11 protein-coding genes are annotated in these 15,558 nt (G+C 61.7%); 7 read left to right on the top strand and 4 right to left on the bottom strand.

The window, feature by feature from the left end; all coding sequences use genetic code 11:
* Nucleotides 1–176: 176 nt before the first annotated feature.
* On the top strand, nt 177–953 hold the full coding sequence (locus tag C9422_RS04410; protein WP_007969913.1) for a DeoR family transcriptional regulator: 777 nt from the start codon (nt 177–179) through the stop codon (nt 951–953).
* A gap of 1 nt (nt 954) precedes the next feature.
* Nucleotides 955–2,787: a glutamine--fructose-6-phosphate transaminase (isomerizing) gene (gene glmS, locus C9422_RS04405; RefSeq protein ID WP_116579826.1), complete on the top strand. Its 1,833-nt coding sequence runs from the start codon at nt 955–957 to the stop codon at nt 2,785–2,787.
* 45 nt (nt 2,788–2,832) lie between these two features.
* Here glmS and C9422_RS04400 read toward each other — a convergent pair whose 3' ends face one another.
* The 4 genes from C9422_RS04400 to C9422_RS04385 are packed head-to-tail and all read right to left on the bottom strand — an operon-like array spanning nt 2,833 to nt 7,642.
* On the bottom strand, nt 2,833–3,858 hold the full coding sequence (locus tag C9422_RS04400; protein WP_116579825.1) for a DUF2955 domain-containing protein: 1,026 nt from the start codon (nt 3,856–3,858) through the stop codon (nt 2,833–2,835).
* Nucleotides 3,848–4,966: an HlyD family secretion protein gene (locus C9422_RS04395; RefSeq protein WP_116579824.1), complete on the bottom strand. Its 1,119-nt coding sequence runs from the start codon at nt 4,964–4,966 to the stop codon at nt 3,848–3,850. The genes C9422_RS04400 and C9422_RS04395 overlap by 11 nt, the downstream gene beginning before the upstream one ends.
* Nucleotides 4,959–6,470, bottom strand: a complete 1,512-nt coding sequence (locus C9422_RS04390; protein ID WP_007969917.1) for an efflux transporter outer membrane subunit — start codon at nt 6,468–6,470, stop codon at nt 4,959–4,961. Before C9422_RS04390 ends, C9422_RS04395 begins: the two co-directional genes overlap by 8 nt.
* A 14-nt stretch (nt 6,471–6,484) precedes the next feature.
* Nucleotides 6,485–7,642, bottom strand: coding sequence for an AI-2E family transporter (locus C9422_RS04385; protein ID WP_116579823.1), 1,158 nt, complete (start codon nt 7,640–7,642; stop codon nt 6,485–6,487).
* Between the two features lie 575 nt (nt 7,643–8,217).
* On the opposite strand from C9422_RS04385, the gene C9422_RS04380 reads away from it, so the two are divergent.
* The 5 genes from C9422_RS04380 (at nt 8,218) to C9422_RS04360 (ending at nt 15,555) form a co-directional block, all read left to right on the top strand.
* Nucleotides 8,218–9,120, top strand: coding sequence for a LysR family transcriptional regulator (locus C9422_RS04380; RefSeq protein ID WP_007969919.1), 903 nt, complete (start codon nt 8,218–8,220; stop codon nt 9,118–9,120).
* A gap of 126 nt (nt 9,121–9,246) precedes the next feature.
* Nucleotides 9,247–9,873: a glutathione S-transferase family protein gene (locus tag C9422_RS04375; RefSeq protein ID WP_116579822.1), complete on the top strand. Its 627-nt coding sequence runs from the start codon at nt 9,247–9,249 to the stop codon at nt 9,871–9,873.
* 63 nt (nt 9,874–9,936) lie between these two features.
* Complete coding sequence (locus C9422_RS04370) at nt 9,937–11,967, top strand: pyridoxamine 5'-phosphate oxidase family protein (RefSeq protein ID WP_116579821.1); 2,031 nt, start codon at nt 9,937–9,939, stop codon at nt 11,965–11,967.
* A 287-nt stretch (nt 11,968–12,254) separates the two neighbouring features.
* The gene (locus C9422_RS04365) at nt 12,255–13,451 is read left to right on the top strand and encodes a DUF3142 domain-containing protein (protein WP_116579820.1); all 1,197 of its coding nucleotides are present in this window, start codon (nt 12,255–12,257) and stop codon (nt 13,449–13,451) included.
* On the top strand, nt 13,438–15,555 hold the full coding sequence (locus tag C9422_RS04360) for a hypothetical protein (protein ID WP_116579819.1): 2,118 nt from the start codon (nt 13,438–13,440) through the stop codon (nt 15,553–15,555). The genes C9422_RS04365 and C9422_RS04360 overlap by 14 nt, the downstream gene beginning before the upstream one ends.
* Nucleotides 15,556–15,558: the final 3 nt, after the last annotated feature.

Raw genomic sequence — 15,558 nt, 5'->3', positions numbered from 1 at the left:
AGATTGCAGCCTTCGGCAGCTCCTACATGGGTTTTATGTTTTCCCTGTAGGAGCTGCCGAAGGCTGCGATCTTTTTTCGTTTATCCACAGGTCTTTTCATCACTCCGCGCTTGACGAAGTTTCGCCGATAGGTTTTTATTACTTCCGTTATCTTTCGAATCGAAACTTACCAAGTCATGTCGAAGCGCAACACACCTCAACGTCGCCACAACATCCTCGCCTTGCTCACGGAGCAGGGCGAAGTCAGTGTGGATGAGTTGGCCAAGCGCTTCGAAACGTCGGAAGTTACGATTCGCAAGGATCTGGCGGCACTTGAAAGCAATGGTCTGTTGCTGCGTCGTTATGGCGGGGCGATCACCATGCCTCAGGAACTGGTGGCCGACCTTGGCCAGCCGGTTTCCAAGTACAAACAAGCCATCGCTCGCGCCGCCGTCGCGCGGATTCGCGAGCATGCGCGCATCATTATCGACAGTGGCAGTACCACCGCTTCCATGATCCCGGAACTCGGCCAGCAACCCGGCCTGGTGGTGATGACCAACTCGCTGCATGTCGCCAATGCCTTGAGCGAACTTGAGCACGAACCGGTGCTGTTGATGACCGGTGGCACCTGGGACCCGCACTCCGAGTCCTTCCAGGGCCAGGTTGCCGAGCAGGTACTACGCTCCTACGATTTCGACCAGCTGTTTATCGGTGCCGATGGCATCGATCTGGTTCGCGGTACAACCACCTTCAATGAACTGCTCGGACTGAGCCGAGTCATGGCCGAAGTCGCCCGTGAAGTGGTCGTGATGGTGGAGGCCGACAAGATCGGCCGCAAGATTCCCAACCTGGAGCTGCCCTGGAGCAGCGTCCATACCCTTATTACCGATGAACGCCTGCCGCTTGAGGCTCGCGATCAGATTCAGGCCCGCGGCATCAATTTGATATGCGCGGCTGTCAGTCAGGAGAAATAACATGTGTGGAATTGTCGGCGCAGTCGCAGAACGTAATATCACCGCCATCCTCGTCGAAGGCCTGAAACGCCTCGAATACCGTGGGTATGACAGCGCTGGCGTGGCGGTCTACACCAATGATGAAAAACTCGAGCGCCTGCGTCGCCCGGGCAAGGTCAGTGAGCTGGAGCAGGCATTGACCACCGAGCCGCTGGTTGGTCGCCTGGGCATCGCCCATACCCGCTGGGCTACCCACGGTGCCCCTTGCGAGCGTAATGCCCACCCGCATTTCTCCGGTGACCTGGCGGTGGTGCACAACGGCATCATCGAAAACCACGAAGCCCTGCGTGAGCAACTCAAGGTCCTGGGTTATGTGTTCACCTCGGACACCGATACCGAAGTCATCGCCCACCTGCTGAACCACAAACTCAAGGATCTGAGCGACCTGACCGTGGCCCTCAAGGCGACCGTCAAAGAGCTGCACGGTGCTTACGGCCTGGCAGTGATCAGCGCCAAGCAACCTGATCGTCTGGTCGCGGCCCGCAGCGGCAGCCCGCTGGTGATCGGCCTGGGCCTTGGGGAAAACTTCCTGGCCTCCGACCAGTTGGCCCTGCGTCAGGTCACTGACCGCTTCATGTACCTGGAAGAAGGCGATATCGCCGAAATCCGCCGCGACAGCGTGCAGATCTGGGACGTTGACGGCAAGGCTGTCGAGCGCGAAGCCGTGCAATACCGTGATGGCGCCGAAGCCGCTGAAAAGGGCGAGTTCCGCCACTTCATGCTCAAGGAAATCCACGAGCAACCGTCCGTGGTGCAGCGCACCCTGGAAGGTCGCCTGAGCCAGAACCAAGTACTGGTACAGGCATTCGGCCCACAGGCGGCCGAGCTGTTCGCCAAAGTGCGCAACGTACAGATCGTCGCGTGTGGCACCAGTTACCACGCCGGCATGGTCGCGCGTTACTGGCTCGAAGAGCTGGCCGGCATTCCTTGCCAGGTCGAAGTCGCCAGCGAATTCCGCTACCGCAAGGTGGTGGTGCAGCCGGACACTTTGTTCGTGACCATTTCCCAGTCCGGCGAAACCGCCGACACCCTGGCCGCGCTGCGCAACGCCAAGGAGCTGGGCTTCCTCGCCAGCCTGGCGATCTGCAACGTCGGCATCAGCTCGCTGGTGCGTGAGTCCGACCTGACCCTGTTGACTCAGGCCGGCCGCGAAATCGGTGTGGCCTCGACCAAAGCCTTCACCACGCAATTGGTCGGCCTGTTGTTGCTGACGCTTTCCCTGGGCCAGGTTCGTGGCACCTTGGCCAAAGACGTAGAAGCAACCCTGGTCGAAGAACTGCGTCGTTTGCCAACCCGCCTGGGCGAAGCGCTGGCCATGGACAGCACTGTGGAAAAAATCTCCGAGCTGTTCGCCGAAAAAAACCACACGCTGTTCCTCGGTCGCGGCGCGCAGTTCCCGGTAGCGATGGAAGGCGCACTCAAACTCAAGGAAATCTCCTACATCCACGCCGAAGCCTACCCGGCCGGCGAGCTGAAACACGGCCCGTTGGCGCTTGTGGATAACGACATGCCAGTGGTGACCGTGGCGCCGAACAACGAGCTGCTGGAGAAGTTGAAGTCAAACCTCCAGGAAGTTCGCGCCCGCGGTGGCCAGTTGATCGTCTTCGCTGACGAAAAGGCCGGCATGACCAACGGTGAAGGCACCCACGTGGTGCACATGCCGCACATCCACGACATCCTGTCGCCGATCCTCTACACCATCCCGCTGCAGCTGCTGTCGTACTACGTTGCCGTGCTCAAAGGCACCGACGTTGACCAGCCGCGCAACCTGGCGAAGTCGGTCACTGTGGAATAAGTTATCCACAACGAAAAACCCCCTCTTCAGGGGGTTTTTCTGTTTCTAGGAGAGCGTAATTCGCCGTTGCCGCCGCGTATCCAGCAAATACACCATCAAACAGGCATACAAAGTCACCAGAATGAACAGCCCCATGCGGATGGCGAAGGCGGTGTAGACGTCCTTGCCCGCTGCGCTGTCCTGTACCGATTGGCCGAGCAGAATGATCAGGGTTGCCAGGCTGTTGAGCCAGAAACTCGGTGGTTGTCGGGTTTTGGCCAGGCCGTAGAGTTTTCTGGCCGCCAGCAAACCGAACAGCAGCATCCACAGAAAAAACATCCACAGATTCACGAACAGGCTCAGCGCGCACCAGAAAAGGATCGCCATCAGGCCGCCGAGCAGGGTCGAGCCGAGCAATTCCTGGCCGGCGCTGCGGGCGCTGGTTGCGCAGCTTTGTTGGCCGAGGCTGACGGCTTTCATGATGATCGGCAGATAGCTGGCCGGGTCGATCATGGCCAGCAGGAACGTCGGCAGCACCACCAACGTGGCCCGTAGCGCCAGCCAGCTGCTTTCGGTGGGCGTAAGGTTCGGTCCGGGCTTGGCCGGTGGGGCGCTGGCGGGGTCGGGAAACAGCCAATGGCTGATGGTCAGTGTCGTGACGGCCAGGAACAGTCCCTTGACCAGGGCCACGATCACCTCGAGCGCCAGGGCGAATTCAGCGGTTCCGGCGGCACTGATCAAGGTCAGGCCCACCACCAGGAACGTCGCCACCAGCGGGTTGCCACCACGCAGGCCGTAACCGAAAGCCATGAACAGGCACAGTCCGACCAGCAACACGCCACTGAACGGGTAGTAACGCAGCAGGGGGATCAGCAGCAGGCCGGTCCCGGTGGTCAACATCAGGATCAGGATCAGACCCAGGCTGGCCTTGAACGGCAACGGCCGGTTCATCGCTGCCAGCATCATCAGCGCCAGCATCGGCGCGAGGAACGGGATGGGCAGGGCCAGACCGAAGCTCGCCGCCAGGCACAGCGCCGTACCGAAGCCCAGGCGCAGCGCGCGCTGGACCCGGGCCGGGCGCTCAATACGCATAGGACATCCAGCTCATCAGGCGCAGAAACACGCGCCCAAGAACATTCAACGGGTTGCCTTCGCTCGGAAAGGCCATGACTTCGGCCTGTCCGCCGGAGCGGATGCCTTGTGGACCGGTCAACTCACCGGGTTCGAACTCGATAATGACCGGAAAGCGCTGGGCCGGACGGAGCCAGTCGCGGCTGTTCTCCACTTTCGGCAGACTGCCCGGCTGGGTGGTCTGGCCGATATCGACGCCATAGCCGACACTGCGCACATGGCCTTTGTAGATTTTCCCTGGCAGGGCATCGAGGACAATGGACACCGGCGTCCCGGGCTGGACACTGCCGAGGTTGTTTTCGGTCATGTCGGCGCTGATCCACACGTCGTGGATGGCGATCAGGGTCATCACCGGTGCACCGGCGGCGGCGAACTGGCCGACATCGGTGCGCAGATCGGTGATCAGGCCGGCCGAGCGCGCGTGGACTTTGGTATTGCTCAAGTCCAGCTCGGCTTTTTCGAGGTTGCTGGCGGCGCTGAGCAGCTGGGCGTTTTCGTTTTCGTTACCGCCCTGTTGTTCCCGCGCCCGTTGCACTTCGGCCTTGGCCGCGGCGACCTGACTGATGGACTCTTCCAGGGTGGCGCGGGAGATCTCGAGGCGGCGCAGCGAGATGGTGCCCGGGTCTTCGCGATACAGCCGCTCAAGCCGCTGGCTATCCTGGCGAGCCTTGAGCTCATTGGCTTGGGACGCGCGCAGGGACGCCAGCTTGGAGTCGACGCCAGCCGTGTTGGCGCCCACCTGGCGACGGGTCGACTCAAGGTCGGCGCGGGCGCGATCGACGGCAATCTGGTACTGCTCCGGATTGACTTCGAACAGCAATTCGCCAGCCTTGACGTCCTGGTTGTTGCGCACGTGCACCTTGGTCACCCGGCCGGATACCTCGGCCGCCACCGGCACTATGAAGGCCTGTACCCGTGCCTGTTGTGTGTAGGGCGTGTAACGGTCGGCCATCAGGTACCAGACCAGGCTCAGGATGATCAGCAGTACTACCCAGTTGATGGCTTTTCTGGCCGGGTCGGCGGCGGGTGCCGAGGTGTTCTCGGCGGCCGATTGTGGGCTGTCAGTCATGGGCATTTTCCTTCGGTTCGTCGAGCAGGTCGCCCCAATCGGTCCGTTGTTGCATCTGTTGGCGGGTGGCCGGGTCGATCATCGGCTGGTCGCTGTACCAGCCACCGCCCAGCGCCTTGTACAGGGCGATCAGGCTGTTGACGGCGGTGCCACGGTTGACCAGGTAGATATCCTGCTGGGCAAACAGGGCGCGCTGGGCATCCAGTACGCGCTGGAAATCCGAATAGCCTTCGCGGTACTGGGCATTGGCCAGGGTCACCGAACGTTCGGCGGCCACCGATGCATCGCTGAGGATCCGGTCGCGCTCCAGCGCCTTGATCAAACCGGTCGCGGCATCGTCAGCCTCGCGTGCAGCCTGGCGTACGCTGTCCTGGTAGATAACGATCAACTGCTGCAAGCGCGCATCCTGAACGCGGACGTTGTTGGTGATCCGGCCATGGTCGAAGATATTCCAGCGCAGGCTGGGACCGGCCACCATGTCGAGGGTATTGGATGCACCGTTGAGCGAGCTGGCAGACCAGACGATGCTGCCCAACAGGCTGATGGAGGGGTACAGGTCAGTCTCGGCCACACCGATCAATGCCGACTGCGCCGCCACTTGCAACTCGGCCGCACGAACATCGGGACGCCGCACCAACAGGTTCGCCGGTACATCCTGCAGCACCGCCGTATCGAGCAAGGGCACCACCCCGGTGTTGCGATCCAGGTCAGGGATGGAGCCGGGTGGCTGGCCGGTCAGGGTGGACAACGCATTTCGCAAGCTCGCCACTTGGCTCTCGAAATCCGGGATGGTACTCAAGGTGCCCAGGTACTGGGTCTTGGCCTGTTGCAGGTCGAGTTCAGCCTCGGCCCCGCTTTTGAACAGGCGCTCGGTGATCTCGTAGCTGCGTTTTTGCAAGGCGGCGTTACTGCGGGCGATGGCCAGGCGTGCCTCGGCGGTGCGCAGGGCGTAGTAGTTTTGCGCCAGCTGCGCGTGCAACAGCACCAGGGCATTTTCATAGTTGGCCTGGGCGGCGAACCAGGACGCGTCGGCAGACTCGATGGCACGGCTGAAACGACCCCAGAAATCCAGCTCCCAACCAATATCGAAGCCGACGCTGTGTTGCCAGAAATGCGTGTCCTGTGGGTTGGCGCCGCCCGATTGTCGACGGTTCAGGTACAGGCTGTCGGCGCTGGCCTGTTGCAATTGCGGGTAGCGTCCACTCAGGGCGATGCCCAATTGCGCTCTCGATTCCATGACCCGCAGGCCAGCGACCTGCAGGTCGGGGTTGTGGGCATCGGCTTCGGCCATCAAGTGGTCCAGCACCGGGTCGTTAAACACGCGCCACCATTGGCGGCTGTCAGGTTGCGCGTGTTGTTGGCCGGCGAGCTCCAGGGCCGGGCTGTTCCAGTGATCGACCCAGGGCTGGGCCGGCGACTGGAAATCCGGGCCCAGTTGCACGCAGCCCCCCAGCAAGGCGGTCCCACAGAGCAGCAGCCGGCTGATGCGAGCAGGACGTGGCATCAAGCGCAACCTCCTCAGAGGGGACGCTGATCGTTCATGGCCTCGATGTGCGGTGTCTCGTTCAACGCCTCGATCTCTGGTGTTTCGTTCAGTAGCTCGGCGGACGGTTGGTCCTGGACCCATTGCCAGAACAGTTGGTAGCCCACCGCCAGCGCCACCGGGCCGATGAACAAACCAATGAAACCGCCACTGACCATGCCGCCCAGGGCGCCAATCAGAATCACCGGCATGGGGACATCGACGCCGCGGCCAAGCATCAACGGTTTGAGGACGTTGTCGGCCATCCCGGCGATAAGGCTATAGATGCCAAACACGATGGTGCCCAAGGTGGTGCCATCGGTGGCGAAGACATAAGCGATCACCGGAAGGGTCACCAGCAGCACCGGCAATTGCATGATCCCCATCAGCAGCGCAACCATCGCCAGCAAGCCGGCACCGGGGACACCCATGAGCACGAAACCCACACCAACCAGCAACATCTGAATGAACGCGATGCCGACCACGCCCTGGGCCACCGCGCGGATGGTTGCGGTGCAGAGCTCGGTGATGCGTGGGCCGCGCTCCGGTCCGGAAAGGCGCGAGGTGATGGCCAGGGCGCTTCTTTCGCCGTTTTCGCCATAGGCCATGAACACGCCGGCAATGATCAGGGCGCCGATGAACAACAGAAAACCCACACCAACGTCGGCCATTTTGCCCAGCAAGGTCAGGCCGATGGACTTGATATAGGGCATCAGCTTCATGAGCACGCTGCTCATGTTGGTGGCGGCCTGCATCCAGTAGTCGTAGAGCGGCTGGCCAACAAGTGGCAGGGACGCGATTTTTTCGCTGGGTAGCGGAATATGCAACGTATCGGACTTGAGGATCGCCAGGGTGCCCTGGATCGATTCACTGATCGAGGTGCCCAGCAGGTAGATCGGCACCATCAGCAAGGCCAGGGCGACCACCACGATCAGGGTGGCGGCACGACCGTCCTTGTTGACTACCTTGCGCTTGATCAGCGCATGCAGGGGATACAGGGTGATCGCCAGAATCAGTGCCCAGAGCATGAGGTTGAGGAAGGGGTGGAAGATCTGGAAGCAGAACAATACCAGCACCGTAATCAGCCCGGCGCGTATCAGTACATCGAGCAAACCCCCGGACAGTGCTCTAGCGGAAATGTTAGTGCGCAACATTTTCGAACTCCTTGCGGTGTCACCAGGTTAGCCAGCCAGTTGAAGTTAACTCTTCCCTACCGGTGAATCTTGAAAGCGGGATCGATGGACCGTCGTTCCAGCGTCAACAACTAACGCCTTCTTTCATGTAGGGAAAAGTCAACGAGGTACCTACTAAAACTCAATAGGTAACAGGGTGGTTTGTAGTATAGGAGCAGTCGAATATTCCGCCTGATTACGCAGGCTGCAATTCTGCCGCTGTGGATAGTGTCCGCTGATGAACCCATGCCGGAAGCGAGTAGGGAGTGGAGCCAAAGGCGCTTTTTCCCGGTCCGGCATTAGCCGCTTCAGCGGGCGGGGCCGGATCATTGCGGACAGTCGCATCCGTCGCAAGAAAATAACCCTCATTAATTATCAAAAATCCCCGCTCCACTCTTTGAGGTGTGTGCCACGCTTCGTTTTTACGGTGGAGGCGCTAGAGTGCAGTAGCCCGTTGATTTAGTTGATGGTCGGGTGCCCAACTATGTTGTTGGGCGCTCGCGTTTAACATCCCGGTCTTCGGTTGCGATTTATTTATTTGAAATGAGGACATGCCCATGGACCGCTTCCAGGAAATGCAGGTCTTCGCTGCCGTCGCCCAGGAACAGGGTTTTTCGGCGGCGGCGCGGCGTTTGGGTCTGTCGGCGGCCAGTGTCACCCGAGCGGTGGCGGCGCTGGAGCAACGGATTGGCACGCAATTGCTCACGCGTACGACGCGCAGCGTGTATTTGAGTGAGGCCGGTCAGCGATATCTGGAGGACTGTCGGAGAATTCTCGCCGAGGTGCAGGAAGCCGAGGACTCGGCAGCAGGCAGCCATATCCATCCTCGTGGGCAACTGACCATCACCGCACCGGTCTTGTTTGGCGAGCTGTTTGTCACGCCGCTGATGGTGAGCTACCTGACGCAATATCCCGAGGTCTGTATCAACGCGCTGCTGGTGGACCGGGTGGTGAGCGTGGTCGAGGAGGGCGTCGATGTGGCCATCCGTATCGGCGAGCTGCCTGACAGCAATCAGCATGCAATCCGCGTGGGTGAGGTTCGGCGGGTGATCTGCGCCTCGCCTCGGTTTCTGGCCAGCCATGGTCGGCCCAGGCATCCACAGGAACTGGCTCAGGCACCGATCATTGCGACATCGGCCATTGGCCAACTCAGGAGTTGGCCATTCATTGAAGACGGCGAAACCCTGAGTGTGCGGGCTGAACCGCGACTGGTAGTGACAGCGAATCAGGCGGCCATCACGGCAGCCAGTCTGGGGTTGGGGTTCACGCGGGTGCTGTCTTATCAAGTGGCGAGCAAGGTGGCCGCCGGTGAGCTGGAGATTGTTCTGGCTGACTTCGAACTGCCGCCATTGCCCATCCACGTGCTCTATCAGGGCGGGCGCAAAGCCCCGGCCCGGGTGCGCAGTTTTGTGGATTTCGCGGTGAAGACGCTGCGCGAGCACCCGGCGCTCGAGCGTTGAATTGTTTCATTCAGTGAAATAATGGATTGCGTTTGCTGGTGATTCTGTTGTTTTGCTTGGGAGTGGAAGATACGACCCACCGGCGCTGGTCTTCCTGAGCAGCACCACTGACCCGAGGTGTCGACCATGCAAGCGATCAAACTCTACAACTTCCCACGTTCCGGCCACGCGCATCGTGTCGAGTTGATGCTGTCCCTGATGAAATTGCCGACCGAATTGATCTTCGTGGACCTCGCCAAAGGCGAACACAAGCAACCGGCGTTCCTGGCGCTCAATGCATTCGGTCAGGTGCCGGTGATTGATGACGAGGGTGTGGTATTGGCCGACTCCAACGCGATTCTGGTGTATCTGGCGCAAAAGTACGGCAACGGCCGTTGGCTGCCGGCTGATCCGGTGGGGGCGGCCAAGGTCCAGCGCTGGTTGTCGGTGGCCGCCGGCCCGATTGCCTTCGGTCCGGCCCGGGCCCGATTGATCACTGTATTTGGTGCGCCTTACAACGCTGAAGAAGTGATTGCCTACGCGCATACCGTGCTCAAGGTGATCGATCACGAACTGGCCGATACAGCGTATCTGGTCGGCACTGAACCGACGATTGCCGACGTCGCCGCCTACAGCTACATCGCCCATGCGCCGGAGGGCAATGTGTCGCTGGACGAGTACCCCAATATTCGCGCGTGGCTGGCCCGTATCGAAGCCTTGCCAGGTTTTGTCGGCATGCCGCGCACCGTCGCCGGTCTGCAAAAAACTGCCTGATGCTCGCGGCCCGGTGTTGCCGGGCCGCCCCGATCTGCGCCAGTGGCGCAAGGGAGAAGCCGTATGGACCGTTCACCCTGGCATGCCGGCGAGAAACAATTGCAGGCGCATGTGGGCGTTGCCGAACGAATGGAGATTTTCGGTCGTAAGGTGATTCGCAGCGAGATGCCGGACCAGCACCGTACCTTCTATCAGCAGTTGCCGTTCATGCTGTACGGCGCGGTAGATGCCGACGGTCATCCCTGGGCCAGCATCCTTGAAGGCCAGCCCGGATTCGCCCACTCGCCAGCACCTGGCTTGTTGCAGTTCAGCAGCCTGCCTGCCTTTGATGATCCCGCGCAGTTGAGTGACGGCACGGCCATCGGCCTGTTGGGTATCGAGTTGCATACCCGCCGGCGCAACCGCATCAATGGACATGTGCGTGCCATGACGACCGGCGGTTTCGCGGTGACGGTGGATCAGTCCTTCGGCAATTGCCCGCAGTACATTCAGTTGCGCCAGTTTCGTTCGGTGCCGCTGGCCGACCCTGCGACGCGCGTCGCGCAACACTTCAACGGATTGGATGACGCGGCCAAGGCGATGATCGCCGAGGCGGACACGTTCTTCGTTGCCAGTTATGTGGAGGTCGACGGCGAGCGCTCGGTGGATGTATCGCACCGTGGCGGTCAGACCGGTTTCGTACACGTGGAAGGCAATCGCCTGACCATTCCGGACTTCGCCGGCAACCTGCATTTCAACACCTTGGGCAACCTGCTGCTCAATCCCCGGGCCGGGTTGTTGTTCATCGATTTCAATACCGGTGACTTGCTGCAGCTCAGCGGGCGCACCGAAATCATTCTCGATGGCCCGCAGGTCGAAGCGTTCCAGGGAGCCGAGCGCCTGTGGACAATCGATGTCGAACACGTCGTACGTCGCCCGGCTGCCCTGGCATTGCGCTGGCGCTTCGACGGCGTATCACCCACCAGTTTGCTCACCGGCACCTGGGAGCAGGCCGCGGCGCGTTTGCAGGCCAAAGCCCTGGGCGATCAATGGCGGCCGTTGCGGGTGACGCGCATTGAAGCGCAAAGCCACAGCATTCGCTCGATTTACCTGGAACCCGCCGACGGAGCCGGATTACCGCTTTTCCAGGCCGGGCAGCATTTGCCCCTGCGCTTGAACATTGACGGTGAAGTGCACATCCGCACGTACAGTTTATCGAGCGCCCCGTCCGATGATTTTTTCCGCATCAGCGTGAAGCGCGACGGGCGGGTTTCTACCCATTTGCATGAGCGGATTCGGGTCGGCGACCTGTTGGAGGCGCGGGCGCCGCAAGGGCATTTCACCGTGGCGCCCCATGAGCGTCGGCCATTGGTGTTGCTGGCGGCCGGGGTGGGCATCACGCCGCTGCTGTCGATGCTGCGCGAGGTGGTTTACCAGGGGTTGCGCACCCGGCGTATCCGCCCGACGTGGTTTATCCAGAGTTCGCGCACGCTGGCCGATCAGCCGTTTCGCCCTGAACTGGATCGCCTGCTCGAAGACGCCGGTGATGCAGTGCGGGTGGTGCGTCTGCTCAGCCAACCGGAAGCCGAAGCGGTGCAAGGCGCGGACTTCGACCTCAGTGGACGGATCGACGTCACGCTACTCAAGGAGCTGCTGACCGTCGAGGACTACGATCAGCCGGACTTTGTCGTCTGTGGCCCCGGAAGTTTTACCCAGGCGCTGTACGACGGCTTGCGCGAGCTGGACATTCGCGACTCGCGGATTCACGCCGAAACCTTCGGCCCTTCCACCTTGCGCCGGCGCCCGGACCCCGATGCAGTCGTCATCGAGCAACCACCTGCCGCCACTACGTCGGTGCCCGTGGTGTTCCAGCGTTCGGCCAAGGAAGCGCGTTGGCAGCCAGAGGGCGGCAGTTTGCTGGAGTTGGCGGAAAGCCGTGGCCTGCGCCCGGAATTCAGTTGTCGCGGCGGCTCCTGCGGCACTTGCAAGACGCGCCTGGTCAGCGGTCAGGTGCATTACCCGCTGCCACCGGCGGAGGTGCCGGATGACGGACAGGTGCTGATTTGCTGTGCGATTCCGGCGCAGGGCGCGCAGCCGTTGGTGCTCGATATCTGAAGGAAGATTACCCGTGAACATTGCCCGCCGGTCGATGGCTGGGTAGGGTAGGGGCAGAACGAAAAAGGGCCGCAGAGGCTAAGACCGATCAGTTAAGCCGAGACCCTGAACCTGTGGCGAGGGAGCTTGCTCCCGCTGGGCAGCGAAGCTGCCCTAACAAATGGGCCTGCTGCGCAGTCCAGCGGGAGCAAGCTCCCTCGCCACAGGTCAATCAGCGCTGGTCAATCCCTTAACTGATCGGCATTAGCCGCAGAGGCCCTTTCTGCATTTCAGGAACAGGCGTTTCAATGGTTTTTTTCACTCGCTCGATCGCCTTGCTGCTGGCGCTGGTGCTGACCGCTGGATGCGAAAGGCACGACGCACCGCCGCTGGATCAGCAACTCTACGTCTGGCAGCGGCAATGGACGCCGGCCCACGACGCCGCGCTCAGGGACAGCCATGCCGACTTTTCAACGTTGCGGGTGCTGGCCTTGCAGGCCTTCCCCAATGCCGGCTGGAGCCGTGCCCGCATCGACCCGGTATTGCTCACGCGCGATGGTCGGCCGGTGATTGCGGTGGTGCGCCTGGATGGGCAGCTCAAGGCACTCGATCAGCAAGAGATCACCGCGCAGATCCGCCAGGTGATCAGCGATTGGCAGGGGCAAGGGTTGAACCTCGCCGGCGTGGAAATCGACCACGATGCCGGCAATGCCCGGCTACCTTCGTACCGCGAATTTCTCGCGCATCTGCGTGAAGCGTTGCCGACTTCGCTGCCGCTGAGCATCACGGCGCTGCCGTCCTGGCTCGACAGTCGCGAACTGCCGGCATTGTTATCCACAGTCGACAGCAGCGTGTTGCAGGTGCACGCGGTGAGCGATCCGCGTCGTGGCTTGTTTGATGCCGATCAGGCCCGGCAATGGGCGAAGGCCTGGAGCCGCGTCACGACAAAACCTTTCTATCTGGCGCTGCCAGCCTACGGCGTGGCGTTGCTGCCGTCGGCGGAGGGCGCACCGGTTGTGGAGAGCGAAGTGACGCTGGAGCGCGAAGGCCTGCGCCGGGAATTACTCGCCGATCCGCAGTCACTGCGCACCCTCGGCACCGAACTGCGTGCCGATCCACCCGAGCATCTGACGGGCCTGATCTGGTTTCGCCTGCCATTGGCCAACGACCGTCGGGCCTGGAGCCTGACCACCTTGCGCGCCGTGGCGCGTGCTGATGTCCTCGACAGTCAGTTGACGCTGCAACTCTCGGCCGACAATGGGCTCTATGACATCGGCATCAGCAACCAGGGCAACCTCGACAGCCCCTGGCCCGAACGCCTGACACTCGCCGTCAGCGGCTGTGAAGGGGCCGATGCCTTGGCCGGTTACGCGTTGCAACAGCGACCGGATCTGCTTACCTTCACCCGCCTGCGCGATGGCCGAATTCCGGCCGGCGGACAGCGTGCCATTGGTTGGGCTCGCTGCGCACACATTGATCAAGGAGGTTCGAATGTTCACCCGTAACTGGCCGCGTCATTTGCTTTGCCTGAGCCTCAGCCTGCCACTGGGCTCGGCGCTGGCCTGCGGCCCGGACTTCCCCATGCGCCTGCTGGATAACCGTGGCCAGTCGCTGACGGAACTGCCCGAAGGCAATTTCAGCTTTGAAATCAGCCGTCTCGGCCACGCCATCAGCGGCTTGAAGAACGTCACTGCTGGTGCCGACTACGGCGATCAACCCGACGCGGTAGCGCTGCGGCAACAGGCCGAGCAGGCGGGACTTTCCGCTGAGCAACAAGTGCTGGTGAAACACCTGCGCGGCCTGACGAATGCCCATCAGGTTGAAACCGAAGGCGCGCAACTGCCGCCCGAGCTCAGGTGGTACCTGGCGGGCGCTGTGGCATTTGGCGCGGGTGATAATGCCTTGGCCGCCGGGTATTTCAAGAAAGTCCTGGCCTTGCCCACCGAGCAACGGGCTTCGCGCAGCACCTGGGCGGCTTACTCGTTGGGGCGCGCGTTGTTCGCCATGAGTGCCGAAGCCGATGCGGCGCCGGATCTGCTCGAACAATCGGCAAAGGCCTTCGAGCAAACCCGGCAACTGAGCATCGACGGCTTCAGCGATCCGCTGGAACTGGGTGTCGCCAGCCTCGGCGAAGAAGCCCGGGTGGTGCGCACTGGCGGCGACTGGAACCGAGCCATCGAGCTGTACGCCACGCAGAACCTGCACGGCTCCGCGGTGGGTTACACCTCGTTGAAGCTGTTGATGGCGGACCTGATGACGCTGCCGGATGATCAAGTGGCCGAGTTGCTCAAGGGCCAGCCCGTGCAGCAGTTGGTGACCGCGTCCTTGATCAGCCGCTTGGGTTGGTCGTTTGGCGAGCAACCACCGAACGAACAGAAAATGATCAAGCTGTTGCAAAACAGCACGCGCGGCAGTCTCGAAAACGCCGACCGCCTGGCGGCGATGAATTATCAACAGGGCGATTACGCCAGCGCCAAGGCGTTCCTCGAGCATGCCGGCGATGGCGGGTTGGCCTGGTGGCTACGGGCAAAACTGGCGGTGCGCGACGGCGACAAAACCGCGGCCGCCGCAGCCTATGCCAAAGCGGCTCAGGCCTTTCCGCAGAATGAATCCTGGGGCGAGCGACGGACTCCGGACTACGACTACGAAACGCTTCAGCCCAAATGCCGGGTCGAGGGTGAAAGTGCGATCCTCGCCCTGCAGCGCGGGGATTACCTGCAAGCCTTCGATCAGCTGTATCGCAGCCAAAGCATTTACTGGTTCGACGCCGCCACCGTTGCCGAACGCGTGTTAACCCTCGAAGAACTCAAGCACTACGTCGACACCCAAGTGCCGGCCCCGCCACCGCTCACCCAGCAGGAACGTGACAACTACGTGCCCTTGCCAGTGGCAGCGAGCCTGCGCAATCTGCTGGGGCGGCGTTTGTTGCGCGAAGGCCATTACGAGCAAGCGCTGGCGTACTTCGAAAATGACGGCTTGCGGCACAAGGCCAGGTTGTACGGCGAGCAACGCCAGGCGGCAGATTCAGCCTGGTGGCCGACCCGTCGGGCCGCTGCATTGTTCAATGCCGCCTGGACGGCGCGTGAGTGGGGCATGGATATTCTGGGCTACGAAATGGCGCCGGATTACGCCACGTTCGGCGGTAATTACATCCTTGAAAACGCTGAACTCAAAGTCGGTCCATTGATGGCCGAAGATGAAGTGAAGCGTCAGCAGGCCAGCGCCGCCCAGCCCGATCAGCGTTATCACTATCGCTTCGTGGCCACGGCGCTGGCGAGCAGGGCGGCGGATAACTTGCCTCACACCAGTCAGGCGTTTGCGGCGGTGCTGTGCGAGGCCTCGGGGTGGAACAGCAGCCTTGAGGAGCAACGTGCGATTTATCAGCGTTATGTCAAAGAAGGGCCTTACGTGGAATGGGCCGCCGACTTCGGCCACCAGTGTCCGTACCCCGACTTCGAGAACGCCGACAAGCGCTACGTGACTCAAGTCACCGACGCGGCGCGTTCAGCCTTGCGCCCCTACAAGACGCCGTTGCAGGTCGGTAGCGTACTGGCATTCGCGGCAGTCGCGCTGTGTCTGTTCAAGCGTCGCCGCCGCAAGGCGCCGTGAGGT

The sequence above is a fragment of the Pseudomonas sp. B1(2018) genome (assembly GCF_003097365.1).
In the GTDB taxonomy this organism is placed as follows: Bacteria; Pseudomonadota; Gammaproteobacteria; order Pseudomonadales; family Pseudomonadaceae; genus Aquipseudomonas; species Aquipseudomonas laurylsulfatiphila.
Note: the sequence above shows the minus strand (reverse complement) of the source record. Positions and strands in the feature narration are given on the sequence as shown.